The sequence below is a fragment of the Acinetobacter sp. YH16031 genome (assembly GCF_013417335.1).
GTDB lineage: Bacteria > Pseudomonadota > Gammaproteobacteria > Pseudomonadales > Moraxellaceae > Acinetobacter.
In genome coordinates, this window is sequence record NZ_VPED01000028.1 from 1 (window position 1) to 24,822 (window position 24,822).

The 24,822-nt window shown below is 41.6% G+C and carries 23 protein-coding genes and 1 pseudogene; 16 read left to right on the forward strand and 8 right to left on the reverse strand.

Annotated elements, in window-relative coordinates:
• The 9 genes and pseudogenes from FTV31_RS11855 to FTV31_RS11895 form a co-directional block, all read left to right on the forward strand.
• Positions 1-112, forward strand: a pseudogene (locus FTV31_RS11855) (IS982 family transposase); the annotation flags it as partial.
• 134 nt (positions 113-246) lie between these two features.
• Complete coding sequence (locus tag FTV31_RS11860; protein WP_180015042.1) at positions 247-951, forward strand: Crp/Fnr family transcriptional regulator; 705 nt, start codon at positions 247-249, stop codon at positions 949-951.
• A 110-nt stretch (positions 952-1,061) separates the two neighbouring features.
• Positions 1,062-1,277, forward strand: coding sequence for a molybdopterin-binding protein (locus tag FTV31_RS11865; protein ID WP_180015044.1), 216 nt, complete (start codon positions 1,062-1,064; stop codon positions 1,275-1,277).
• Between the two features lie 13 nt (positions 1,278-1,290).
• Positions 1,291-2,778 (forward strand): hypothetical protein, encoded by a 1,488-nt coding sequence (locus FTV31_RS11870; protein WP_180015046.1) that lies wholly within the window; start codon positions 1,291-1,293, stop codon positions 2,776-2,778.
• 24 nt (positions 2,779-2,802) lie between these two features.
• Positions 2,803-3,870 carry an ABC transporter substrate-binding protein gene (locus tag FTV31_RS11875; protein ID WP_180015048.1) on the forward strand — a complete coding sequence of 356 codons (1,068 nt, stop codon included), beginning with the start codon at positions 2,803-2,805 and terminating at the stop codon, positions 3,868-3,870.
• Positions 3,871-3,897: 27 nt separating this feature from the next.
• On the forward strand, positions 3,898-4,752 hold the full coding sequence (locus FTV31_RS11880) for an ABC transporter permease (RefSeq protein ID WP_180015095.1): 855 nt from the start codon (positions 3,898-3,900) through the stop codon (positions 4,750-4,752).
• A 10-nt stretch (positions 4,753-4,762) separates the two neighbouring features.
• Positions 4,763-5,524, forward strand: a complete 762-nt coding sequence (locus tag FTV31_RS11885) for an ABC transporter permease (RefSeq protein ID WP_180015050.1) — start codon at positions 4,763-4,765, stop codon at positions 5,522-5,524.
• An 18-nt stretch (positions 5,525-5,542) separates the two neighbouring features.
• Entirely contained in the window at positions 5,543-6,355 is an 813-nt protein-coding gene (locus FTV31_RS11890) for an ABC transporter ATP-binding protein (protein WP_180015052.1), read from the forward strand.
• Positions 6,356-6,690: 335 nt separating this feature from the next.
• On the forward strand, positions 6,691-7,506 hold the full coding sequence (locus tag FTV31_RS11895; RefSeq protein WP_180015054.1) for an ABC transporter ATP-binding protein: 816 nt from the start codon (positions 6,691-6,693) through the stop codon (positions 7,504-7,506).
• Positions 7,507-7,644: 138 nt separating this feature from the next.
• On the opposite strand, the gene FTV31_RS11900 is transcribed toward FTV31_RS11895, so the two are convergent.
• The 3 genes from FTV31_RS11900 to FTV31_RS11910 all read right to left on the reverse strand — a co-directional run bounded on the left by FTV31_RS11900 (position 7,645) and on the right by FTV31_RS11910 (position 11,797).
• Complete coding sequence (locus FTV31_RS11900) at positions 7,645-9,012, reverse strand: LLM class flavin-dependent oxidoreductase (RefSeq protein ID WP_180015056.1); 1,368 nt, start codon at positions 9,010-9,012, stop codon at positions 7,645-7,647.
• Positions 9,013-9,174: 162 nt separating this feature from the next.
• Entirely contained in the window at positions 9,175-10,539 is a 1,365-nt protein-coding gene (locus FTV31_RS11905) for an MATE family efflux transporter (protein ID WP_180015058.1), read from the reverse strand.
• Positions 10,540-10,642: 103 nt separating this feature from the next.
• A complete protein-coding gene (locus FTV31_RS11910; protein ID WP_180015060.1) occupies positions 10,643-11,797 on the reverse strand; it encodes a methionine aminotransferase in 1,155 nt (384 codons plus the stop codon).
• 273 nt (positions 11,798-12,070) lie between these two features.
• Between FTV31_RS11910 and FTV31_RS11915 the strand changes: the two genes are divergently transcribed.
• Genes FTV31_RS11915 through FTV31_RS11925 form a run of 3 tightly spaced genes read left to right on the forward strand, consistent with a single transcriptional unit; the run spans position 12,071 to position 17,929 of the window.
• Positions 12,071-14,869: a type VI secretion system Vgr family protein gene (locus FTV31_RS11915; RefSeq protein WP_180015062.1), complete on the forward strand. Its 2,799-nt coding sequence runs from the start codon at positions 12,071-12,073 to the stop codon at positions 14,867-14,869.
• Between the two features lie 15 nt (positions 14,870-14,884).
• A complete protein-coding gene (locus FTV31_RS11920; RefSeq protein WP_180015064.1) occupies positions 14,885-17,053 on the forward strand; it encodes a LysM peptidoglycan-binding domain-containing protein in 2,169 nt (722 codons plus the stop codon).
• 9 nt (positions 17,054-17,062) lie between these two features.
• Entirely contained in the window at positions 17,063-17,929 is an 867-nt protein-coding gene (locus FTV31_RS11925) for a hypothetical protein (protein ID WP_004895313.1), read from the forward strand.
• A 42-nt stretch (positions 17,930-17,971) separates the two neighbouring features.
• Here the strand turns inward: FTV31_RS11925 and FTV31_RS11930 are convergent, their stop codons facing one another.
• On the reverse strand, positions 17,972-18,892 hold the full coding sequence (locus FTV31_RS11930; RefSeq protein ID WP_180015066.1) for a Dyp-type peroxidase: 921 nt from the start codon (positions 18,890-18,892) through the stop codon (positions 17,972-17,974).
• A gap of 159 nt (positions 18,893-19,051) precedes the next feature.
• Here FTV31_RS11930 and FTV31_RS11935 point away from each other — a divergent pair, with 159 nt between their 5' ends.
• Positions 19,052-19,672 carry a LysE family transporter gene (locus FTV31_RS11935; protein WP_125279444.1) on the forward strand — a complete coding sequence of 207 codons (621 nt, stop codon included), beginning with the start codon at positions 19,052-19,054 and terminating at the stop codon, positions 19,670-19,672.
• Positions 19,673-19,711: 39 nt separating this feature from the next.
• Here FTV31_RS11935 and FTV31_RS11940 read toward each other — a convergent pair whose 3' ends face one another.
• Genes FTV31_RS11940 through FTV31_RS11955 form a run of 4 tightly spaced genes read right to left on the reverse strand, consistent with a single transcriptional unit; the run spans position 19,712 to position 22,251 of the window.
• On the reverse strand, positions 19,712-20,182 hold the full coding sequence (locus FTV31_RS11940; protein WP_180015068.1) for a DUF523 domain-containing protein: 471 nt from the start codon (positions 20,180-20,182) through the stop codon (positions 19,712-19,714).
• Between the two features lie 3 nt (positions 20,183-20,185).
• Entirely contained in the window at positions 20,186-20,986 is an 801-nt protein-coding gene (gene znuB / locus FTV31_RS11945; RefSeq protein ID WP_180015070.1) for a zinc ABC transporter permease subunit ZnuB, read from the reverse strand.
• Between the two features lie 3 nt (positions 20,987-20,989).
• Positions 20,990-21,772, reverse strand: a complete 783-nt coding sequence (gene znuC / locus FTV31_RS11950) for a zinc ABC transporter ATP-binding protein ZnuC (RefSeq protein WP_180015072.1) — start codon at positions 21,770-21,772, stop codon at positions 20,990-20,992.
• Entirely contained in the window at positions 21,754-22,251 is a 498-nt protein-coding gene (locus tag FTV31_RS11955) for a transcriptional repressor (RefSeq protein WP_005233384.1), read from the reverse strand. The genes znuC and FTV31_RS11955 overlap by 19 nt, the downstream gene beginning before the upstream one ends.
• Before the next feature lie 145 nt (positions 22,252-22,396).
• On the opposite strand from FTV31_RS11955, the gene FTV31_RS11960 reads away from it, so the two are divergent.
• From FTV31_RS11960 to atpB, 3 genes are all read left to right on the forward strand, one after another.
• On the forward strand, positions 22,397-23,236 hold the full coding sequence (locus tag FTV31_RS11960; protein WP_180015074.1) for a metal ABC transporter solute-binding protein, Zn/Mn family: 840 nt from the start codon (positions 22,397-22,399) through the stop codon (positions 23,234-23,236).
• A gap of 170 nt (positions 23,237-23,406) precedes the next feature.
• Positions 23,407-23,805: an ATP synthase subunit I gene (locus FTV31_RS11965; RefSeq protein ID WP_180015076.1), complete on the forward strand. Its 399-nt coding sequence runs from the start codon at positions 23,407-23,409 to the stop codon at positions 23,803-23,805.
• A gap of 104 nt (positions 23,806-23,909) precedes the next feature.
• A complete protein-coding gene (gene atpB, locus FTV31_RS11970) occupies positions 23,910-24,785 on the forward strand; it encodes a F0F1 ATP synthase subunit A (RefSeq protein ID WP_104505605.1) in 876 nt (291 codons plus the stop codon).
• Positions 24,786-24,822 lie beyond the last annotated feature (37 nt).

Consider the following 24,822-nt stretch of genomic DNA (forward strand, 5'->3'; position numbering starts at 1 on the left):
TAAAGCACGTAGTCTTCATGGATTTCTGAGTGGAATTTACGCCTCACTATGTGCATATCAATTAACCCATCAAAATAAGCCAACAATTCAAATTAAGGAATCATCGGCTTAAGCAGGATCCGGGTTAAGTAATTCTTATTCAATTGGAAACTTTGCATATAAATAGCTAAAGAATCAAGAATAAATGATTCGCCAGTCATTAATGATCCATCTAATATTTAAATAAAATATAGGGTGGATCATTTTATGCAAATTCATACTGCAAAAAATAATGTGAATTACGATATATTAAAAAATATATTTAAAAATATCTCTGAGGATAAACTAGATTATATTTTAAAGTATTCAACTATTCGAAAATATCAAAAAGGTGATTTGATATTAAATAAAGAAAATTGCCATACTGCTTTATATATATTGCTTGATGGGATTATCCAGATTGGATATTTAAGCCCATCAGGTCGTTTTCATGCTTTTAATTATTTCTCGGAAAAGCATCTGATTAACCTGCTTCCTTGCCTCAATACACAAGTGATTGATTATGATTATTATGCTTTTAATCAGGTCAAAGTCCTGCAAATTCCGCAGCATATATTTATAGAAGAAATAAATGATAACAATCACTTAAAGCAGGATACTTTAAACATTCTCAGCCATCGGATGCAATATCTGATCCAGCAGGTCAAATTCCTGCAAGTCGCTAATTTACATCAAAAAGTATGCAAGGTTTTGCATGACCTTTCGATTCAATATGGTCGATCTCATCCTCTGGGAACTGAAATTAAACTCAAGATCTCCCAGCATGATTTAGCAGATTTAATCTCTGCTTCACGCCAAACTATTAATAAAGAAATAAAGAATCTGGCAAGTCAAAATATTCTGGATTGGCAATATGAGAATATCGTGATTAAAAATAAGGAATATTTAAATTATCAGATTAACTGGATTTAAAATAATATTTTTAGATTTTATAAAATAATATATCAAAATATATTTATATTATTTTTCTGCATATTAAAAATCATGCATATTAATTCCAGCCAAAACAACAGGAATTAATAATGAAAATTCAATCTATTAATGTGTGTAACCAGTTAAAAGGTACTATTCAGGAAATTGTAAAAGGTGATGTGGTTTCTGAAGTCGATGTAGTGACTGCTTCGGGTATTTTCACTTCGGTAATTACGACACGTTCTGTAGAAGAGCTGGATTTGCAGGTAGGAAGTCAGGTGATTGTGCTGATCAAATCGACTGATGTTTCACTGGCAAAACTGTAGGTGTGTCGATTGTATGAAGCAATATTTTAAACAAGGGGCAACGGTACTGCCTCTGCTGAGCGCGAGTATTGGCTTAACGCATGCAGATGCAGATATAGGTCAGTTACAACAACAGGTCAGTCAACTCGAGCAGTCATTAAAACAATTAAAAACCCAGTTGGCACAGATTCAGAACCAGAACGAGGCCGTTACAGAAGCCACTACTGCTAATGAGGCTGAACTATCTGCTGATGCAGAAACTGAATCTGATGATGACCAAAGCTTTTTGACACGTGCCGAGTTGCAAGGTCTGCAAAGCGACCTGGAAAACTATAAATATCAGGTACAACGTGACCGCGATACCAAAACGGCATTATCAACACGTCAGTTATTGATTAACGGGGTGGTACAGGCCAAAGCCTCTTATATCGATGAAGCACAACACACTCCACCTACGGGTACCAATACCGGGATGGCAGTTCAAGACCGCCACTCTTCGTTTGATTTAGGTGCAGTCCAAATTGGTTTTATTGGCAACCTGTATAAAGACTATGAAGAAGGCAAAAACCTGGACTTCAACCTGCGTTTTGGTACGTCTCCACAGACAGGAACCAATAACAGTTATCTGAATTTATTGGATGCGCAACTGACTTATCACGTATTGCCAACCTTAAGTGCCGACACGGGGCGCTTGAGCGTCACATTAGGCCAGCAACTGTTGCCATTTGGCCAGGAAGTTCAGGCCACTGAAGACTTGAAGCCCACCATTAACAATGCCTTGTTCAGTTTACCGGGCCTAGGTTATGGACTGGCACTGCGTGAAGTGGGTTTGATTGTGCGTGGAGATGCCTTACCAACCGTGGACTATGGTTATAACTATCGCTCGCCAATGATCAGCTATGCCTTTGGTCTGGTGAATGGTAATGGAGCCAATAAATCGGATGACAATGATGACAAAAACTTTATTGGACGTCTGCGTTATACCTTGCCTGCTGAATATAACTCATGGCTGCGTGAACTGAGTTTTGGTCTGTCCTGGTATCAAGGCAAGAGCAATCTATTTGAAATTGATGGTACCAGCGCGGCCTTTGCTGGTAAGGGCGATGTGCTGCGTAAAGGCTTCGATATTTACTATAACCACCATCCATTCGGTGTGACCTATGAATATGTGCAAGGTGAAGATGACACCTACATTTCACAAACTGCACAGACCTATAAGCGTGAAAGTGAGTCACACACAGGTACCTTGTTCTGGAACTTTGGTGAGCAGTTTGTCAAAGGATTCCGTAATCAGGGCCGTTATGACGACTGGTGGCCAAAATCTTATCAGGCCTTCTATCGCTACGACACCATTGATCGTGACAAGAATTTAGCCGATCAAACGGTTGATATTCACAGTCTGGGCCTGAATGCATTCTTTGCGGAAACCACCAAGTTCCAGATCAACCTGAACCATGTCAACAACGACATTACAAACAAGAGCTATAACGAACTGGTCGCACAATTCCAGTACGGATTCTAATTTTATATTTTGAGGAATTTTCACATGTTTAAATGGTCAAAAGTATTATTCGCTGGCCTTCTCTCCACAGCAACACTAGTGCCTGCTGTTCAATCCTTTGCAGCAGAAGCCAAACCGACCGTGATTCGCCTGGCATCTCCATTAGTCGGCAGCGGTAGCCGCCCGGTGGGCTATGGCAACTTTTACTCCACCACACAAACTTTAGGTTTGCTGGAAAAAGAATTCCAGAAAGACGGGATTAAAGTACAGTGGAACAACTTTAAAGGTGCAGGTCCTGCGATCAATGAATCTTATGCCAATGGTTTGGTAGATATTACCTGGCTAGGAGACTTACCGGCTTTGATTGGTAAGGCCAGTCGTCTGGATACCAAGCTGATTTTAGCGGGCGGTACACATGACAATACCTATCTGGTGGTGGCATCGGGATCATCCGCAAAAAGCTGGGCAGATTTGAAAGGCAAACGTATTGGTTTCTTCCGTGGAACTAGCGTGCATCTTGCTTTAAACCAGATTATTAAAAAACATGGTCTTACTGAAAAAGACTTCCGCTTTGTCAATGTAGATGGTCCAGTCGGCTATTCAGCACTGGCAAGTGGTGATCTGGATGCTTTATTTACCAACCAGTCGATTTTCCCTGTGACTGATCGCGGTGTTGCCAAGCTGATTTATAGTTCTAAAAAGGAACCGGCACAGTACCAAAGTTCGGGTTATATTCTGGTCAATTCTAAATTTGAACAAAAATATCCTGAAGTCGTACAGCGCGTTGTGAATGTGCTGGTCAAACAGGCGGCTTGGGATTCGAACCCAGCCAATAAAACTGAATTATTCAAAATATGGTCGAAATCAGGCCTTTCCTATAACACTTTTGTGCGCGCCAATGATGGTGTAGATCTAAAACGTCATAGTGCTCCGATTCTGGATGCTTTCAACGTTGCTGTAATTAAGAAAAAACTGAAAGCGGGTCAAGACTTGAAACTGATTCGCGGCAATATTGATGTCGATTCTTGGATTGAGCCGAAGTATGTCAATAATGCTTTAAAAACGCTGAATTTACAGAACTATTGGAAACCTCTCAATGCCAATGGGCAATAACCATCATGCCCTTGAGGAGGTTGAGTGATGTTACAGGAAATCGAGCTTGAAACAACCAAGACACTGACACAGGACAGTGCTGTATCCAGATTGAACCGAAAAAGTATTCTGAATTTTTTAAAACAGAATCAGGTGTTCATATGGGGAATCGGAGCACTTTTCCCCATCGCGCTGCTCTATCTGTGGCATGTGTCGGTAGAACGGAACTGGGTGAACCCTTTATTGCTCCCTGCACCTGAACTGGTCTGGGTGGCCCTGAAAGATCTGTATCAAACCGGCGAACTGTGGAGCAATCTGAGTGTCAGTCTGAGCCGGATTGGCTACGGGTTCAGTGCCGGCATTGTACTGGCACTGGTCTTAGGTCTGACTATGGGGCTGTCACGTCGAGCAGAAGCCTATATCTGGCCCACATTCAAAGCCATTAATCTGGTACCCGTGATCGGCTGGATTCCACTGTTAATTTTACTGGTCGGGATTGATGAAGCCCTCAAGATTATTCTGATTGCTAAAGCCGCGCTGGTGCCGATGACGATCAATGTATTTAAAGGGGTACGCAATATTCCACAGCAATTGACTGAAGTCGCGGAAGTTTATCAGTTGAGCACCTGGTCCAGATTTAAAAATGTGGTTCTGCCGGGTGCTTTTATCAGTTTTATCGGTGGTCTGCGTTTATCTCTGGCAAGTTCATGGGGCGCTCTGGTTGCAGTAGAACTGCTAGCTTCAAGTGAAGGGATCGGCTATGTGATGGTCTATGGCCGTCAGATTTTCCAGCTCGATGTGGTGATGGCAACTGTAGTGGTGATTGGACTGGTGGGATTTGGCTTTGACGTCATTATCCGCCTCATACAAAAACAGTTCCGTGGTTGGGATCAGGCTAGATAGAGAGAACATCATGAAAAAAATAGATTATCGCGGCTGGGTCATTCCTCTGGTTCTGTGGGTTGCCTGGTTGATCGTAACCGCAAAACAATGGGTTGATCCTGCTTTGCTGGCACCGCCAGCTGCTGTATGGCAAGCTTTTGTAGAAAGCTGGCAGGCAGGCGAGGTGACAGAAAACATTATCGCCAGTCTACTTCGCAATACGGCAGGGTTTATTGCCGGTGGAGTGATAGGTGCAGTGCTGGGTTTGGCCCTGGGTCTAAACGTCTGGCTGGATCGAATCTTTTCTCCAACGTTGAACGCCATTAAACACGTGGCTGTATTTGCCTGGATTCCACTGATGATTATGTGGTTTGGACATGGTGAAGTTTCAAAAGTGATTTTTATTGCCTTGGTGGTGTTCTATCCGGTGTTCTTTAATACCTATGACGGGGTTAAGAATGTGCCGGTCAAAATTAAGGAAGTGGCGCAGATTTTCCAGCTTAGTCCGGTACGTACTTTTTTTAAAGTGATTTTACCCGCAGCAGCCCCAAGTATTTTTGCCGGTTTGAATATTGCGCTGGTGTTTTCATGGGTGGCGACCGTGGGTGCAGAATATTTCTTTGTGTCCTCGGTTGGCGTGGTCAATCCAATCATGGATGGACAGAACCTGTTCCAGATGGAAGTGGTGCTATATGGCATGGCCATTATTGCGATTGTCGGACTGTTATTTTCCAAGGCAGCACAATTCTTTGAAAACTATAACTTACGCTGGCGTCAGGCGGCCAATAAATAAAAGATGTGAGATAACAACATGAATCAACAGGCGAATATTAAGGGTCATGTCCAGATCCAGAAACTAGACAAGTACTTCCCTAAAGACGGGGAGGAGTTACAAGTATTAGATCAGATTAATCTGAATATCCAGCCAGGCGAGTTCATTAGTATTGTCGGTAATAGTGGTTGTGGTAAATCAACCTTATTGCGGCTTTTGGTGGGCTTGGATGCCGAGTTTCAAGGCAGTATTTTGATTGATGGCAAACCGATTCAGGGCACCAGTCTGGATCGCGGGATTGTGTTTCAGGATCACCGTTTGTTCCCTTGGCTGAGTGTCGAGCAAAATGTAGCTTTAGCGCTGGAAAAATCAGGCCTGAGCAAAGCCGAAAAGCGGGAGCTGATTGATTATCATCTGGAGTTGGTGCAATTGAGCCAGTTTAAAACTGCCTATCCAAGTCAGCTGTCTGGGGGGATGAGCCAGCGTGTGGCAATTGCGCGTAGTCTGGTGAATCGTCCACAAATTTTATTACTGGATGAACCTTTTGGTGCCTTGGATGCCTTGACCCGTGCCAACTTGCAACAGGAATTACAGCGGATCTGGCAGTCGGAAAAGATCACCTCTATTCTGGTCACCCATGATGTAGAAGAGGCGGTATTGTTAGGTGATCGCGTAGTGGTAATGCAACCCCATCCGGGACGAATCAAACGTATTGTGAAAGTGGATCTGGAACGTCCGCGTAAGCGTGAAGACTACCGTCTGGCGGCCATTAAAAATGATATCTTGCTTGATTTTCAGGAGCAGGTCGAGCTTGTGCCGCATGAATTAGAACAGTATAAATTGGCCTGGTAAGCTGAGCCAATTGAATACCCGCATTCGCGGGTTTTTTATTGCCCTAAGCATTGTTGCGATTTGGTTATGCGGAATATTTTAAATAATGTTTTCTAGAAGAATAAAATTTTAAGATATTGAAATTTATAAGTTTGTGTCTAGCTATTAAAACCTATATATGCTTTTGATAACCAAATAAAAAATCAAGATAACTCCTTACCCCAAACTCTTTTATAGTGAAAAGAGTCCTATTTTGGCAGATCTAAAAGAGACAGAAATTTATCCAAGTTCGTAAATAGGATAGATCCAATCTAGAACAATGATTAAATGTGTATTGCAGCAAAAGGTGAGGAAAAATGACGGAGCAATCTCAATGTAGAATCACGATTCAAAATTTATATAAAAGTTATAGCACCGCACCAGATCAGCAGACCCAAGTCCTCGAAGATATTAATCTGGATATTCATGCAGGTGATTTTGTCAGTGTAGTGTGGCATGCTGGCTGCGGTAAATCTACATTGTTACGCTTACTGATGGGTTTGGAACAGCATCAACAGGGACAGATTCTGATTCAGGGAAAACAGCCAGCTGAACATCTTCCAAATCTCAGTATTGTCTATCAGGATCATCGGCTGTTTAACTGGCTCAGTGTAACGGAAAATATCCGCATGGCCTTACATCAAATCCCTTTAAGTAAAGAAGAGGAAAATCGAAGAATTCAGGAACAGCTAGAATTACTGCAATTGACGCCGTTTAAGGATGCTTATCCATCGCACTTGTCTGCTGGCATGAATCTGAAAGTGGCCATTGCCAAAAGCCTGGTTAATCAACCGGATATTTTATTATTAGATGATCCTTTTGCTGGACTGGACGCACTAATGCGTCATCATCTGCATAAAGAATTACAGCGAATCTGGAAAGCCAAAAAAATTACCGTGATTTTAGTAACCCAAGATATTTCGGAGGCTTTATTGCTGAGCACTTCAGTTGTGGTAATGCAGGCTAATCCTGGGCGAATCGAACAGGTTTTAAAGGTGCCTTTATCTTATCCACGCAAGCGCCAGAATATGCGACTACAGCAGTTGAAAAAAGAAATTCTAAAAGTATTAAATTTCTCAATCGCGAAGGATCAACAGCCGCTACTTACAAGCTTTGGTCAGTTTTGCTGGTAGGCTAGGGTCTTCATTTATTTTAAATTGTACAGAAATCAACCTCGCCCATATTTGTCATTTTTACTCGCACCAATTACCCAAGTGCTTAACTTAAAGAAATAAAAAATGCCCTATCGGGCATTTTTTATAATGGCTGTTTTAAGAGGCAACCGCAGTATTTTGTTGTGCAATCACATACTGGTTTTCTGGATGTTTCAGTCCTAAGTTTTCACGTAGAGTTGTGCCTTCATATTCGGTCCGGAACAGGCCGCGGCGTTGTAGCTCGGGTACGATGAAATCGACAAAGTCATTCAGACCGGCAGGTGTCGTTGGTGGCAAGACATTAAAACCATCAGCCGCTTCATTTTCGAACCATTCCTGTAGCTGGTCGACTACCTGTGCAGGTGTTCCGATCAGTGTCCAGTGACCGCGAGCAGAGGCAATATATTCATATAGCTGGCGAATACTAAAGCGATGCTTCGCTGCAATTTCGAACATCATTTGCTGACGGCTAGACTTGATCTCAATGTCTTCTAGAGGAAATGGAGCATCCAAATCATAGTTTGAAAGATCAATATCACCTGCCAGACCAGACAGTAAGCCCAAACCGACATCTGGATGAATCAGACTATTCAGCAATTCATATTTTTCTTTGGCTTCCTGTTCGGTTTTAGCCACAAAGACAGAAACCCCCGGCATTACTTTTAGATCATCCGGATGACGGCCATATTTAGCCAGACGACCTTTGACATCACGGTAGAAGGCTTGGGCATCAGATAGACTTTGCTGGGCGGTAAAAATCACTTCGGCATATTTGGCGGCCAGCTCACGTCCATCTTCAGACTGGCCTGCCTGAACAATCACTGGATAGCCTTGTGGTGGACGAGGGACATTCAGTGCACCCTGGACATTAAAATATTTGCCGCTATGCAGAGGTTCATGCTGTTTAGATGCATCAAAGAAATGACCGCTTTCTTTGTCATAGAGGAATGCATCATCTTCCCAGGAATCCCAGAGCTTCTGTACAACTTCAATAAATTCATCCGCGCGCTCATAACGGACTTTGGCATCCGGATGTGCACTAAAACCAAAGTTCCGCGCGGTTTCAGCAGATATAGTGGTGACGACATTCCAAGCGGCACGACCCTTACTGATATGGTCTAAAGAGGCATATTTTCGTGCCAACAGATACGGTTCTTCATAGGTGGTAGAAGCAGTGGCAATAAAACCAATATTTTGGGTGACGGCTGAAATCGCTGCGAATAAGGTAACTGGTTCAAAGCCCACGACTTTATCGCTATAACCGACATTCTTATTATGTTTGGAAGCGCCATGACTCCAGTTGACTGCCAGACCATCTGCAAGGAAATAGGCATCAAACAGGCCGCGTTCAGCAGTTTTCGCCAATTCAATCGCATAATCAATGCTTAAATGATTCTGAGGACGAGACTCAGGATGACGCCAACCTGCCGCATGTTGCGAAGTTGTTGGAATAAAAGCACCCAGTTTAATTTGTCGTTTAGCCATGAGAAGACCTTGTATTTTTATGCAATACACTGCTTATAACAAGGATCTTCATGGCTGAAAAATATAATAAAAATGAATCCATATAAAAAATATGGATTAAGCAGGAAATACGCTCTTTAGAGGTGGTTTGCTAAGGTTTACCCAGTAGTTCAGGCCGGAAGATTAAACCAGTGCCTCGATGGTCTTTTTCTTCCAGATAAACTGGTAATACAAGCCTTGCATAATACAAAGACAGACAAAGGCAAGGGCATAGCCATACCAGATCCCTTGTAAACCCCACCAGCGGCTGAACATATAGGCAGCTGGTACTTCAATGCCAATAATGGCAATGATATTGATCAACATCGGGACTGTCACTGTGCCACTGGCCCGCATGATCGAAGCAAAAATTGCGCTAGCACCAAAGAACAGAATCGACCATAGGACAATGAAGAGAAGTTGCTGACCTAGGACCACGACCTGCGGGTCAGTGATAAACAAAGCCATGAGATATTTAGAAAACAGATAAGCCAGAATCACCAGACTACCTGTGAACAAGATATTCATACTTAAGGCAGTTCGGGTCACTTTATTGAGCAAATCATTTTTACCAGCACCAATGGCCTGTGCCCCAAAGACGGAAGCCGCAATGGCAATAGAAAGGGCAGGGAACTGAATATAATTCAGCACCTGATTCACGGCACCATAGGCCGCCGTCGCTTCTGCACCATAACGGTTGACCAGACCTACAATGACCAGACCAGCGACTGAAGTCGTCACCATTTGAACTCCAGTCGGAATACCTAAGCGCAGGATAATCTTGCTGAGCTGAGGCTGATGACGAATATCTTTGATCAACGCCCAGTCTGGTCTTAGAGGGTGACGTTTATAATTTAAATAGAGAATGAGAAATAGCAGAACAGCCAGATTACCCAGAATGGTTGCAATTGCTGGAGAGATGATCCCCATTTTAGGAAAACCAAAATAACCGGCGATCAGGACCGGTGTTACTACCAAGCCAACGCCAATCGTCAAAGCAGAGGCAAATAGTGGTGTAGTACTATCTCCGACACCACGTAAAATTGAAGTATAAATAATATAAATGAAAATCAGTGGGCTACCAGCCAACATCCATTGCACATAAGGTAAAGAAAGGTGCATCACATCCGGATCTGTACCTAAAAGCTGTAAGATATTTTCGGCAAAAGATACACCCAATAAGGCAATCAGGCTGCCCCCAATTAGCGTCATAAATAGAGTTGAGCCAACTACACAACGCACTTTTTCCAGGTTTCTGGCACCCCAAGCTTGTCCTACCAGAACCGTAGAACCTGCAGAGAGACCAATCACAAAAGCCATCAGACAGAACAGGATCGGGAAAAATACTGCCACAGCTGCAATCGCTTGCACGCCCAACATTTGCCCAACAAAAACAGTATTAATCGTACCGGACAGGCTTTGCAGGATGTTGGTAACGACCAGCGGTAACAGGAAAATAAAAAATGTTTTCCATAAATTCTGCTGGTGAACCAATGCTTGCTGTGCCATATGACATCCTGTTCTTGATTTTTCATATATTTATCAGGACTAAATTATCCTTGATCCGCATCAAGAACGCCTTAGCTTTTCAGTAACCAATAAGTCTATTTTTTTAAACTTTGGAAAGAATATGTGCTGCTTCTATCAAGGTTTCATCTTTTTTGGCAAAGCAGAAGCGTAATAAGTGTAAATCTTTAGGCGGCTCCTGATAAAACGCTGATACCGGAATCGCCACAACACCGTGTTGTTTCGCCAGATAATGGCACATCGACAGTGCATCCAGATCAGGACGAATTTCACTGTAATCCAGATTCTGGAAATAGGTGCCTTGTGATGGCGTCCAGTGAAAAAGGGAGTCTGTCAGTGCATGATTAAACAGGTCCCGTTTGGTCTGATAAAAACCGGACAGCTCATGGATATGTTCAGAATGTAGCTGCATATATTCAGTCAAAGCCACCTGAATTGGCGTTACACCACAGAAGCTGACAAACTGGTAAATCTGTCTGAACATCTGCATTAAGGCTGGCGGTGCAACACAGAAACCAGTTTTCCAGCCGGTCACATGAAAGGTTTTACCAAAAGAACCAATCACAAAACTGCGTTCACGGAGTTCCGGAAATGATGCTGCAGAATGATGACGAACTTCATCAAATACCAGATGTTCATAAACTTCATCAGACAGAACTACAATATTGCGATCACGAATCAGTTCAATCAGCTGTTGCCAGTCTTGCTCTGTCCATACCGTTCCGGTGGGATTATGCGGTGTATTCACTACAATCATGCGGGTACGGTCATTGATTGCATATTTGACCTTATTCCAGTCCACAGAAAAACCAGGATATGCCAGAGCGATATGTACCGGTTTGGCACCGACCAGCTTCACGCTTGGCGCATAGCTGTCATAACTGGGATCAAAAATAATGACTTCTTCACCTGTTCGTACCGTTGCCTGAATTGCACAGAAGATTGCAATCGTTGCGCCAGGAGTAATGGTGATTTCATCTACCGGGTCTAGAATGAGCTGGTCACGATGCTGATAAAGATCAGCGACCAGCCCACGTAATACTGGTAAACCATCACCTGGCGCATATTGGTTAAAACCATTTTCAGCTGCCCGACTGAGGGCTTCAATCAATTGCGGTGGAGCAGGAAAATCTGGAAAACCTTGTGACAGGTTAATTGCCCCGAGTTTTTGTGCCAAGGCCGACATGGTGCTAAAAATGGTGACGCCCAGATTGGGAAGTTTAGAATGTAACTCAAGCATGTCCTTGGCCTCTGGCTTATCCTGTAATCGAGGATGATGTAGGAGATATAAAGTATTCGGCTTTCAGTGTAGCAGTAAGTGAATCAGCAAATAATCAGAAAAATCGAAAAGGTTGAAACAGAATACATCTTCTATTTCATAAGCATAGAGAATATAAGCTCAGGGTAAGGCTATTCGTGGTTAATTCATGTGAAATAAATACCAAGATGGATTGTTCTAAGCTTATTCCCTAAAATCAGTGCGATAAAAATAACCTCAAATAATAATTATAAAATGCTACAGAGTATTTATACGGTGCTTGAAGGCTTGGGTCTAAGCTCACAGAAGCGTGCACTTCATCTCCGATTTTCTAATGAAATTTTAAATTCTCAGGTTCTGATTCAGCGTATTGAAGGCAGGCACTGGATCAATGAGGGGCTACATGCTGAATTACTTTGTCTATCCACTCATCCCTATATTGCTTTAAAACAGTTTATTGGCTGTCAGGTTGCTGTTGATCAGGTCACTGATCAAGGTGAGCTTTTCCGAACTACAGGTATCATTACCGCAGCTAAACAGGGGCATAGCGATGGTGCTTTAAGTGTCTATCAGCTGACTCTCGAAGATGCGACTTCACTTTGGCATAAACGCCGTAATAGCCGTGTGTTTTTGAATAAAAGTATCAAAGCGATTAGTGAGATTCTGTTTACTGAATGGCAAAAGCGAAGTGGCTTATTTGCGAAAAGTTTAAGTTTGGATCTTTCCGGACTAAATCGTGAATATGATGTACGGCCATTGGTCATACAGTCCAATGAAAGTGATTATGATTTTCTGACCCGCTTATGGCGTAGTGAGGGTATTAACTGGCTGATTGATGAAAAGGAATTAATTATTCCAATCTCAGCTCAAACCATTCAGCCACAAGTCCTGCGTCTTGTTAATGGGCAGCAATATTTTCAAGCCTTAAAACGCCGTTCCATCCACTTCCATCACAGTCATGCAACTGAGCAATTCGATACTATCACCAGCCTAATTGCTGAGCGACAACTTGTACCAAATAGTGTTGCATTGCAACGCTGGCAAGCTATAGATCTGGAGCAGGAGCAAAACCAGCAGTTAGTGAATATTCAGCAAAGTAGTGTTCAGGATCATACCAGTTTAAGTCTGGAAGATGTCTGGAACATCAGTCCAGCTTGGACCAGTGACCTAAAGAGAGAAGATCAGGCTACATCATCCAGTCCAGCTCAACTGGATCAACTCAGTCAGCAACTTAGTCACTATCATGCCATGCAGTCCAAATATTTTAAGGCCAGCAGTAGTGTTCGTGATGCCCAAGTGGGTTACTGGTTTGAACTGCATGATCATCCCGAAATTGATCAACATCCGTGCAATGAGCGTGAATTTTTAATTTTGGGCAAACACTTCTATAACCAGAATAATTTACCAAAAGACATTTTGCTACAGGTGGATCAGCTCATGCTGTCCAGTCGCTGGAAAGTTCTGGATGACGAGAGACAAGGCAATGAGCTGTATTTAATTCGTCGAGATATTCTGGTGATACCTGAATATCATCCACTACAACATCGGCCAATGGCCTATCCACAACGGGCGAAAGTGGTAGGGCCTGAAGGTGAGACTATTTATGTCGATGAATGGGGACGCGTAAAGGTTCGTTTTTTATTTACCCGGAGTGAAGATCATCAGCATGATGGTGGTGCTGGCGCCAATGATAATGACACTGATTCGGCCTGGGTAGATGTGCTAACGCCATGGGCAGGTGAAGGTTATGGCGCCCGATTCCATCCACGTATCGGGGAAATCGTAGTGATTGATTTCTTCGAAGGGGATATTGATCGTCCCTTTATTGTTGGACGTATTCATGAAGCTGAACGTTATCAAACTATATTTGATAAGAAGGGGCAGTTGCCATTCACTAAAAAACTAAGTGGTATCCGTTCTCAAGAGGTGGAGGGTGAAGGTTTTAACCAGCTTCGCTTCGATGATACAACTGGACAGATTAGTGCACAGCTGCAAAGTAGTCATGGGGCCAGTCAGCTAAATTTAGGAAATCTAAGTCATCCAAAAGAAGATGAGGCTAGCGACGGGCGTGGTGAGGGCTTTGAGTTAAGAACAGATCAATGGGGAGCACTTAGAGCGGGAGCTGGCTTGCTTCTCTCTACCTATAAACAAGAAAATGCCAATGCCAATCACTTAAATGCCAGTCCTGCGAAAAGCCAGCTTGAATCTAGTTTGAATCATAGTAAAGCCTTAAGTGAGATTGCCAAAAATCAGCAAACAGATCCCTTAGAAGGGTTAGATCATCTGAAAAAATTTCTGGATCAGATTGAACAGCAAGATCAAAGCAAGGCTGAAACCTTTAAACAGGCTTTAATGCTGCTGTGTGCACCGAATTCAATTGCACTCTCAACTAATGAAGATCTGTATCTTTCAGCTGATCAGCAGATTAACCACAGTGCTGCGGATAATATTAATTTTTCCACACAGAAATCTTTGATTGCTCACTCTCAGGACAAGATCAGTTTATTTGCAGCCCAACAAGGATTAAAAGCCATTGCGGCAAAGGGGAAGGTCGAACTCCAGGCACAAGATGACGCAATAGAAACAATTGCTCGTCATAAAGTAAAAATTATTTCAACTGAAGATCGAATTGAAATTATAAGCCCTAAAGAAATTGTGCTTACTGCTGGTGGTTCTCAGTTAAAGATTAATGGACAAGGTGTATTTGGAGTAACAGATGGGAAGTTTGAGTGTAAAGCGGGGCAGCATAGTTTTATGGGGGGAGCAAACGTAACGTATGAAGTACCTCAGCTTCCCAACAAGCCTTTATATAGCAACAGACTGGATGTATATGATTTATTTTGGCAATCTGACTTCAGTACATTAACTTATAAAGCTTTTATTCCAGAGACAAATTCATATATATCAGGTCAGCTTGATGAGCATGGTCGTACTAAAAAAATGACTACAGCAGATCCTTCTAAGATTGAAGTTTTAGTAGGCCTTAATGATGATTGGGAATTAAATGTTCAGGGTTATGATGTAGAAGATTTAATAGAACATAATAATAACTAGGATATAAAAACAAAAATGGTGAATAAGTCTTTAGCAACCATACAAATTTTAGATTTATTGGGTAACCCAATTTCTAAAGTTCAATATGAAGTTAAAAATAGTAAAACAGGCCAACATGTAGTGCGTGGCTTTACCAACTCTAAAGGATGCCTATACGAGATTCAAAGAGATAAAGGAACAGTTTTAGATATTTACGTCAAAAGCCTTTTTGGCATAGGTATGAAAAAAGTTCAGACATTCACAATGTCGAAAGATCGTATGCTTGTCACGGTAATTAGCCCTAAAATTCTATTGGATTTAAAAACAGTTGATAATAATGGAAGTCAGGGAAGTTATAAGCGTAAAACACATACTATTGAAAAGGGTGAAACTTTATCATCTATTGCGCAGAAATATCAGACCACAGTTCGAGCACTTGAAAAGCTGAATAAAATAAAAGATGCTAATAGAATTAGTATAGGCCAAGTAATTAAGCTACCAGTTAATACACCTGCAACAGGGAATAATATTAGTACGAATAAAAAAACGAGTACTCAACCAATAGAAAAAAGTAAAACAGAAGATAAAAAAGTTGCTACTACGGCAGATACAGGCATTGCTACTACATTTGAAGAATACCAAAGGAAAGCGTTAGAACAACTTAATGAATGGTATGAAGAAGGGAAAAAAGCACTTTCAGAATCGGTAAAAATTGATATTACAGAAGACCGTAGCCAAGAGAGTGGAACACCTAAAACCAATACCAAAAATTTGTGTGAAAATAATCCTCAGTGTATATCAAAAGGTCAAAGTGAATTAATTAGAGAAGTTAATATCAGATTAGCTGGATTTGGAGGTGCATTACCTACAGATGAGTTTACTCCTTTAACTGCGAAATGTATTAAACAGTTTCAAAGAGATTATATGGGGGTGCCAGAAACTGGAAAAATATGTGGCAGTGTTTTAGTTGCTTTAGATAAGTTTTATTATGAATACCCGATTGCTAATTTTATGGCTAAAGCCAGTTGCCCTTGTGGAGAATGTTCAGGCTATGGTATGAATAGAAGAAATACAAAGTCAGGCTTTAATACTGCCAATGAATATCCAGGATTACATAGGTCATTAATATGGATATTAAAATCTTTAAATTTCTATTTAAAAAATGAATTTAAACCTAAAGGCCTTGAAGTGGCTTATATTGAATCTGGTTATAGATGTATAGGTGATAATAAGAAAAAAGGCAGAACCACAGTAAACCATATGGGTTTAGCGCTAGATATACACATCAAAAAAAATGGGAAAAGAACTAAGGCTATAGAAGATGTAGAGTTTATTAGAAAAGAAATTATGACTGTAAAAATGGGAGCAAGTGAAGAAAGGGCTTCTGATAAAATATATTTAGAGCCAACAAAATTTAAGAGTGGAGCAAATGGAGCAACTACTTGGGTTCATTTTGATGTAACAAGATTCTCGAGTATTTACTTTAATGATGAATACTTTAAAAAAGAGATTAAAGATCTAAATGGTAAGCCGATAGTTGAGATTGCTAAATCACTAAATATAAATTCTATTTTTAATTGTGCAGGAATAATTGTAAATACTTCTACTATTTCTAAAATAACAGACCAAACTATTGATGATCTTGTAAAAGAGTTAGGGGACGCAATTGCTAGTGGTGAAGGTAGCTATGAAGCTTGGAATGCGGGAGCTCCTGAAGGGAAAAGGGTCAAATATGGGAAAATGAATGACTTGCCAGGTACAATTACTGGGAAAACTATTGATGAGCTTTTAGAGGCTGCAAAAAAATATAAATGGGATGATAACAGAAGAAGATTTGCAACGGGGAAATATCAAACGATTCCTTCTACTCTAGCGGCAGCTAAAGCAAGACTAAATTTGACTGGTAATGAGTTGTATGATCATGATATGCAAGAAAGAGTCTTTAAGGAACATTTATTAAGAGGTCGTTCATCTATCTATAACCTGATTATTAATGGAAATAAAACTGTAGAACAGGCTATGGTTGATGCTTCTAAAGAGTGGGCTTCAATTGCTTTACCAAAGGGAAAAAAGAATAAATATGGGGTTATTTCTGATGGTAATATTGGTTACCATGAATCTAGAACAAATAAAGCAAATAAACATTCTACTGAGAAAGTTAAAGTTATATTTGAGAAAATACATACTTATCATTCAAATAAATAGGTTTTAAAAATGCAGTTCAAATTAATTTTATTATTTCTTTCTATTTTAGGATTTTCGAGTTGTACATACCCCAAAGAAAATATATTGATAACTTCAGATAATGTCTCAAAATGTTATTTTGAAGGTGGAAATATTGATTTTTGTTCGAAAGATAAGCTTGAGGTTTATAATAAGCATATTAAAGATTTACCTAATTTTTCAAATGATAAAGTGTTATTAATCTTAAATCATAATAGAGATTTAGGTGTAGGTGAAAGTAGAGTTGTTAAGCTGATAGTTATATTAGACCCGTTAGGGAAAAAAGTAATTCCTGTTCCTCAGATGGTAGGTAATTTTGTTGATGGTAAGTTAAGGGAGATTTATAATGAACCTGCTATTATAAAATACAATAAGAAGGGTAATAAAATTTGTTTATCAGGAACTACCTATTTTTTAAAAAATAATAATATTAATATTGAAGATGAATGTTATAATTTTGAAAAAGGTCGTATAAGTAAAATAGAGGATTTGAATTTAAATAATAAAGAATTTTCTAAATTGCCCTATTCATCCGATATTCATTTTAAATGTATAAATAATATTAAATTAAATAAGTGTAATGGGTTAAGATTGATATCTTCGCAAACAATGTTGAATAAGTATAACTTTATTAATCCTCAAGATGGAATGAGTGTGCTCTTGAAAGGAGAAAAAGATTTCTTTTTAATAGTATCTCCGTTTTTTGATGAAGAAGGGGCCAATTTAAGGATTATGAAAGTTAAAGATTTTAACTTAATTTCAGAAAAATATATATATGCAGGAAAGAATGTAGAGATTGATAATAATTTGAATATAAAATATTTTGAAGGAAATAATAAAAAAGAATTCTCATTCTAAGAATAATTGATTTAAAAAGCCGACTTTCATCGGCTTTTCACTTTACCCTTCCAAAACCTCTTCCAGCAATTCCTCACTCGGCGCAAAGTAATACGCACCATCCATTGGAGTCACGAAGTGTAGCAAGCGGTCATGGATCCCATCGCCTGATGTACCAAACATGCGCACTAACATGGCATCAATGATTTTCAGGTCTTTGGTATAAGCAATGAAGAATAGACCTTGGTCACCACGACCATCTCCATAAGGCAGAGAGTGACGTAGAATTTCCATTTCCTCGCCTCCCTCATCTTCAACGACAGTACGAGCGATATGCGCATTGGCAGGTTTTACCTCATCCCCGAGTTCAATCGATTCAAGTTTGGTACGACCCATCACTTGTTCTTGAGCATCGACTTTGAGTTTCTTCCATTTATCCAGGTTATGCGCATAACGCTGTGCAAAAATGAATGAACCGTCTTGGAAAATGCCAGCATCTTCACCCAGTAAAGCCACTTCAGCTCGATCATCCGGGAATTGCGGATTTTCAGTCCCATCGATGAAACCGGTAATATCACGGCCATCAAAGTAACGGAAGCAAACACGCTCATCTAGTACTTCAACCTGATCGCGAATACCTTCAAAGAAAGACTGACTCAAGGCGAAACAGATATCAGCACGCGCACTGGCAATATGAATCAGTACATCAGCGGGAACCACAGGCATATTAAATGAACCTTGAATTGGCTCTAATTGTTTAAAACCAGCAGGTGCCTGTTCATACAATTTTGACCAGAGTTCAGGACCAAAAGCGACAGCCGTTTTAATTTGCGCATTCGGATGTTGGGTAATCAGGCGATCGCGTGTCGTAAATAGCTGTTCTAATCGTTCTTTAAAATCTTCAATATTGAGATCTTTCAGGCGTAAAACAATAAAGCGAGCATGATCTGAAGGTAATGGCAAAATTACAGATTGGGCTGTCATTCATGGCTCCTGTAATAAATTTCTGTATCCAATCCTGCTATTGTGCCTGAAGCGCTATAGAGTGAATAGTATGCAGTCTGATGTTTAAGCAATTTTTTTGGCTGAAAATATTGGAAAAGTCATATAATTAGATCCTGAATTTGAATGAGTTAAATCTCCATGTCCTATCAAGTCTGGTTTGCTTATATGTTAGCCTGTTGGGTGATCAGTATTTCTCCAGGTGCGGGTGCTATTGCTTCGATGTCGAGCGGACTAAATTATGGCTTTCGACATGGATACTGGAATGCGCTCGGCCTGCAACTCGCCCTATTGGTTCAAATTGCCATTGTGGCTGCCGGGGCAGGGGTATTGTTCGCGACTACACCTTGGGCATTTCTTGCTGTGAAATGGTTTGGAGTTGCCTATTTATTGTATCTGGCCTTTTTGCAGTGGAAAGCACCAGCGCAGTCGATTGAAATTAAACATGAACTCGCACGAAAATCAGCTGGAAAACTCGTCATCCACGGTTTTCTGGTCAATATGAGTAATCCCAAGGCAATTGTATTTTTGCTGGCAGTATTACCGCAATTTCTGGACTTATCTAAACCGCAATGGATTCAATATGTGATTATGGCCGCGACTATGGTAACGATTGATCTGATCGTAATGGCAGGTTATACCGGTCTGGCTGCCAAGGTTCTGCGACTTTTGAAATCGCCAAAACAGCAGAAAGTCATGAATCGAACTTTTGCCAGCTTGTTCGCCGGAGCTGCGTTTTTATTGAGTTTGGTGCATCAGTAGGGAAACCTCTCCTTAAAGGAGAGGGAATTCAACGATCTCTTAAAGAATCATCTGTAAAAATTCATCTTCAGTCATGACCTCAATATCATGCTGTTTAAATAATGCAGCCGTCACGCCATCACCCTGAATTTTATTTCCAGTAAATGAACCATCATAAATCAGCTTGCTGCCGCAAGATGGACTATTGGCTTTTAAGACTGCATGGGTGACTTGAAATTTCTGTGCTAGCTCCAAGGCGGCATATGCTCCCTGTATAAAAGCAGTAGATACATCCCTTCCTTGAATATCTGTTACTTGAGCTAAACCTTTAAGAACTTCTAATCCTGTCCCGCCTTGAATCTCTGCTGCGGGTCGAGGTATAGGCAAACCACCACTGACTTCAGGGCAAATCGTGACATATTGATCCGGCAATAAATAATCGACCAACTCTTTTACCAGACAGTCGCGACCATCATAACGAACCTTGTGTCCGAGCAAGCAGGCACTAATTAGATAAAATTTACCTGCCATGTCTTAAGCCAGTTTTTTAAACTTCTGCAGAATAAAAATAGCAGCAAACAACACTGACATGGTCAGCACAATGGTCAGACCTGTTGACGTATTTAGACCTGCACTTGACCAGAGTCCGACTGTCACACCAATTTGTGCAATCACAAAAGCCCACATCACCATTTGACGAGGGGAATTTGCCAGTAGGCGAGCGGTGAGTGCTGGAATCACCAGCAATGCGCCCATCAAAAGAGAACCGACCGCACGTAATGCCAATACAGTAAACAGCGCCAGTAACAACATGAAGATCAGACGCTGCAGTTTTGCATTTACGCCTTCACTGATCGCCATATCAGGATCAATCGCAATTTGGATTTGCGCCTGCCAGCTTTTATACAGAACGGCCAAGGCCAAGATAATCACGACGGCAAAAGTAGGAAGATCTGTCCATGAAATGGTGAGTAGATCACCAAATAAATAGCTAAGCAGTTCCGGTCTTAAACTCGGTAAATGCTGAATGAATAATAAACCTGAACAGAGCAGGGTTGCTGAACAGAGTGCCAATAATGCATCATTCGGCAAACGCGGGTCATACAGTACCCATAGTACAGCGACCAATAAGACTGCAATAAAGCTGACCCCCATCCAGAGTGGCAGGCTCATCGCACCAGCAATTGCAACACCGAGCAAAGTACCATGTGCCATGGTGTCGGCGAAAAATGACATACGGCGCCATAGCATCAGACAGCCAAGCGGTGCGGTCAGGAACACCAAGAGTGTTCCCATAATCCATGCAGGTAATAGGAGAGATAACCAATCCATCATGGCTTAAGCTTCCGGCTCGGGGTGAATGTGAGGGCGTGAATCGTGCTGGCATGGTGTGGCTGAATCACCATGCGCACAATGGTCATGATGATGCTGGTAGAACACCCGATTGGTACCAAAAATGGCTTGATATTCTGGATGCTGCTGCACACTTTCTGGTAGACCGCTACAGCAGATATGTTTGTTGAGACATACCACGCGATGCGTGCCTTGCATTACCCATTGCAGGTCATGTGAGACCATTAAAATGGCACAGCCATATTTTTCCGGCAGGCTACGCACATATTCATACAGTTCAGCCTCAGACTGAATATCTAGACCCTGCATCGGTTCATCCAGTACTAGAATATCCGGCTGACGTAATAAGGCGCGAGCCAACAACACACGTTGACGTTCACCGCCGGAAAGCTGTTGTACTTTAGAATTTTCCAGTTTGGCAATGCCAGTATCACGGATGATTTCTGCCTTAATATCCGCAGGGCATTTTTCTAGAGCTAACAGGTCTTTGACACGTAGTGGCAGACTATGTGAAGGATTGAATTTCTGTGGCACATAAGAGAATTTCAGCTTGCGCGCCGTTTTGATTTCACCGGATTTTGGTTTGACGATTCCAAGCATGACCTTTATTAAGGTCGACTTACCGGCACCGTTCGGACCAATCAGCGTAACAATCTCTTTCTCCTGCAAAGAGAAATCAATCGCCTTTAAAATGTCACGATCATCAATATTGACCCAGATCTTGGAAAGCTGGATCAAGGGTGATGCATTCAAGCTTTGTTGCGACACTGCTGACAGATTCCTGAAATTTCGATAATGCTGTGGTGTGCACTAAAATCGTCTGAAGCCGCCAAGGCATCCAGTTGTTCTAATAAACCTTGTGCAGATGCTTCTTTGACTGCTTTACATTCAGTACAAATCAAGAATGCCGCCTGATGGCCTTCACGCGGATGGCAGCAGGGAATATAGGCATTAATAGAGGTCAGGCGGTGAATAAAGCCTTTTTCTAATAAAAAGTCGAGTGTACGGTACACCGTTGGTGGGGCAGCGGGACGGTCACTGGCATTTTTCATTTGTGCCAGCAGGTCATACGCACCCATCGGGCCGCTTGCATTCAGAATCAGTTCCAGTACCTCTTTGCGTAAAGGAGTGAGGCGTGCGCCACTTGCCGCACAAAGACTCTCTGCTTCGGCCAGACGTTGCGCGACATTTGGATGGTCGTGTACGCCGTGCAATGCATTGTGGTGTTCGTGCGAACATGAACCCATAGTTCACCTCAGGTGCGAAACTGAAAATTAAAAGATTTCAAATCTTAACATGAAGCGCCCAGAGTTTCGATTGGGCATAGGTATTTTTGTGATTTTGTTATATTATAACACTATTAAATTTGTCCTTATATAGTGATTTCTCTTCATGTTCCGTTTCCTTGCCCTGTGTAGTCTGGCTTTGTTCAGTACCCTTAGCTGGTCGCAAAGTTTGGTGGTTTCAACGCAGCCGATTTATCTGATTGCCAAGACCATTACTCAAGGCGTGGAACAGCCGACTTTATTATTGGCCAATCAAAGCGGTCATGATGTCAGCCTGACCCCGGCACACCGTAAAACGATTCAGGATGCTGGTCTGGTGATCTGGTTAGGGCAGGCACATGAAGCACCGTTGGCAAAAGTGTTGAACAATAACAATAAAAGTATCGCGATTTTAGATTCGGGTATTCTGACCACTTTGCCAATGCGTAATCCACGTGGGCAAGCCTTAAAAGATACCATCGATACCCATGTTTGGCTTGATCCAAATAATGCAGTACGTATCGGTTTCTTTATTGCAGCTCTACGTTCTCAGCAGCTGCCTGAGCATCGGGAGGCCTATTGGAAAAATGCGCGTGACTTTGCCCAAACCATGTTTTTGACTGCACAGCGTTATAGTTCTACAAGTAAAGCTCAACCCTATTGGTCCTATCATGATGCCTATCAATATCTGGAACGCCCATTGAACCTGAAGTTCATGGGGGCTTTAACCGATGATCCACATGTGTCACCAACCGTGGCGCAAATCAAGTATCTGCAAGACAGTCGTGTGCAGAGCAAAATGTGTCTGCTGGCAGAAGCACATGCTGGTGAAAATCAGTACCGTAAACTGAAACCGATTGTATTCCAGAGTGTCGATGAAAGCATGAGTGGGGCAGGGGACTTTATCCAGGCCTGGCAGAAATTGGCCGAGCAAACCCGTAAATGTGTGTTAAATGCCCATCAATGATTTAAAAATAATCAAGTTTTGATTAGTTTGCCAGCATTTGATCTGTTGAAAAAAACACGACTAAGGTCGGGAAAAGATTGCATGTTCAGGGGTGTAACTCTATAATGCCTGCGATTAAAAATAATCATCAGCTAAACTTGTCAAGCATGCTTGCTGTGAGTGAATAAATAATGAGCCGAACTAGTCGCTTGATTGACCGACGATTAGCGAAAGCTTTAGTCCTCTTACAAGCATTAATGATTCCTGTTTCAGCCTTGATTGGCTGGGTCGTGAAAGACTCAACCGTAGCCATGAGTGCCGCTTTGGGGGCGTTCGTCTGCTGGCTTGCGAGTTGTTATTTTTCATGGCAATCATTTCGAGCGGCAGGAGCCCGGGCATCTAAGCAGGTTCTTTCGAACATGTATAAAGGCTTGATGGGCAAGTTTGCAATTGTGATTGTTGGTTTCATTTTAATTTTAAGCAATGTACAGCCGTTATCCCCGGTGGCATTGTTTTGTGGTTTTATGCTCGTTCAAGCCATGTCGTGGGTCGCTCCTTTTTGGGTGTCACGTCTACAAAAACGAGTTTAAACACAACAAAAAATTGAAAAGTTTTTTTAGGAGCAGGCGAGATATCAAGCAGCACGCGATATTCGTTTGTTCTATAGTTTTTTGACATTGACCAGGTGTGATTTATGGCTGCTGAAGAACATGCCCTTACTTCGACCGAGTATATCAAGCATCACTTGACCAATATGACCTATGGCAAAATGCCAGACGGTACATGGAAGTTGGCTGAGTCTGCTGAAGAAGCTCAACAGATGGGGTTCACTGCTATTCACTTGGATTCAATGGGTTGGTCTATCGGACTTGGTCTGATCTTCTGTTTATTGTTCTGGATTGTTGCGAAAGCTGCAAATTCAGGCGTGCCTGGTAAATTCCAGTCAGTAATTGAAGTGATTATCGAGTTTGTGGATTCAAGTGTACGTGATACCTTCCATGGGAAGTCTCGATTAATTGCACCCTTAGCATTAACCATTTTCGTGTGGATTTTCCTCATGAACTTGATGGATTTAATCCCTGTTGACTTTATTCCTTATGTAGCTCAACAGGCGATTGCATCTATGCTGGGTGTGGACCCTCATCAGGTTTACTTTAAAATTGTTCCGACTACAGATCCAAACATTACCTTAGGTATGTCTATTTCTGTATTCTTCTTAATTATTTTCTATAGTATTCGTGAGAAAGGTGTTGGCGGCTTCGTTGGTGAGTTGGCACTTAACCCATTCAACCCAAGTAATCCAGTTGCTAAAGTGCTTTTAATTCCATTCAACTTATTGTTGGAATTGACTACTTTCTTGGCGCGACCAGTTTCATTGGCTCTACGACTGTTCGGTAACATGTATGCGGGAGAGTTAATCTTCATTCTTATCGCGTTATTACCGTTCTGGATCCAGTGGGCATTGTCTGTGCCTTGGGCGATTTTCCACATTTTGATTATTACGCTACAAGCATTCATTTTCATGATGTTGACTATCGTGTACATGAGCATGGCAAGCGAAAAGCATTAATGGTATGGCCTAACTGTCATCGGGCGGTTGGGCACAC

What these genes read in the sequence shown, in the direction of transcription:
- FTV31_RS11885 (WP_180015050.1), top strand. Translation starts at nt 4,763, where the DNA reads ATGAAAAAAATAGATTATCGCGGCTGGGTCATTCCTCTGGTTCTGTGG.
- FTV31_RS11895 (WP_180015054.1), top strand. Translation starts at nt 6,691, where the DNA reads ATGACGGAGCAATCTCAATGTAGAATCACGATTCAAAATTTATATAAA.
- znuB (WP_180015070.1), bottom strand. Translation starts at nt 20,986, where the DNA reads ATGATGGATTGGTTATCTCTCCTATTACCTGCATGGATTATGGGAACA.
- FTV31_RS11955 (WP_005233384.1), bottom strand. Translation starts at nt 22,251, where the DNA reads ATGGGTTCATGTTCGCACGAACACCACAATGCATTGCACGGCGTACAC.
- FTV31_RS11915 (WP_180015062.1), top strand. Translation starts at nt 12,071, where the DNA reads ATGCTACAGAGTATTTATACGGTGCTTGAAGGCTTGGGTCTAAGCTCA.
- FTV31_RS11940 (WP_180015068.1), bottom strand. Translation starts at nt 20,182, where the DNA reads ATGGCAGGTAAATTTTATCTAATTAGTGCCTGCTTGCTCGGACACAAG.
- FTV31_RS11870 (WP_180015046.1), top strand. Translation starts at nt 1,291, where the DNA reads ATGAAGCAATATTTTAAACAAGGGGCAACGGTACTGCCTCTGCTGAGC.
- FTV31_RS11960 (WP_180015074.1), top strand. Translation starts at nt 22,397, where the DNA reads ATGTTCCGTTTCCTTGCCCTGTGTAGTCTGGCTTTGTTCAGTACCCTT.
- FTV31_RS11925 (WP_004895313.1), top strand. Translation starts at nt 17,063, where the DNA reads ATGCAGTTCAAATTAATTTTATTATTTCTTTCTATTTTAGGATTTTCG.
- FTV31_RS11965 (WP_180015076.1), top strand. Translation starts at nt 23,407, where the DNA reads ATGAGCCGAACTAGTCGCTTGATTGACCGACGATTAGCGAAAGCTTTA.
- FTV31_RS11900 (WP_180015056.1), bottom strand. Translation starts at nt 9,012, where the DNA reads ATGGCTAAACGACAAATTAAACTGGGTGCTTTTATTCCAACAACTTCG.
- FTV31_RS11890 (WP_180015052.1), top strand. Translation starts at nt 5,543, where the DNA reads ATGAATCAACAGGCGAATATTAAGGGTCATGTCCAGATCCAGAAACTA.
- atpB (WP_104505605.1), top strand. Translation starts at nt 23,910, where the DNA reads ATGGCTGCTGAAGAACATGCCCTTACTTCGACCGAGTATATCAAGCAT.
- FTV31_RS11920 (WP_180015064.1), top strand. Translation starts at nt 14,885, where the DNA reads ATGGTGAATAAGTCTTTAGCAACCATACAAATTTTAGATTTATTGGGT.
- FTV31_RS11910 (WP_180015060.1), bottom strand. Translation starts at nt 11,797, where the DNA reads ATGCTTGAGTTACATTCTAAACTTCCCAATCTGGGCGTCACCATTTTT.
- FTV31_RS11930 (WP_180015066.1), bottom strand. Translation starts at nt 18,892, where the DNA reads ATGACAGCCCAATCTGTAATTTTGCCATTACCTTCAGATCATGCTCGC.
- FTV31_RS11880 (WP_180015095.1), top strand. Translation starts at nt 3,898, where the DNA reads ATGTTACAGGAAATCGAGCTTGAAACAACCAAGACACTGACACAGGAC.
- FTV31_RS11860 (WP_180015042.1), top strand. Translation starts at nt 247, where the DNA reads ATGCAAATTCATACTGCAAAAAATAATGTGAATTACGATATATTAAAA.
- FTV31_RS11935 (WP_125279444.1), top strand. Translation starts at nt 19,052, where the DNA reads ATGTCCTATCAAGTCTGGTTTGCTTATATGTTAGCCTGTTGGGTGATC.
- FTV31_RS11905 (WP_180015058.1), bottom strand. Translation starts at nt 10,539, where the DNA reads ATGGCACAGCAAGCATTGGTTCACCAGCAGAATTTATGGAAAACATTT.
- FTV31_RS11875 (WP_180015048.1), top strand. Translation starts at nt 2,803, where the DNA reads ATGTTTAAATGGTCAAAAGTATTATTCGCTGGCCTTCTCTCCACAGCA.
- FTV31_RS11865 (WP_180015044.1), top strand. Translation starts at nt 1,062, where the DNA reads ATGAAAATTCAATCTATTAATGTGTGTAACCAGTTAAAAGGTACTATT.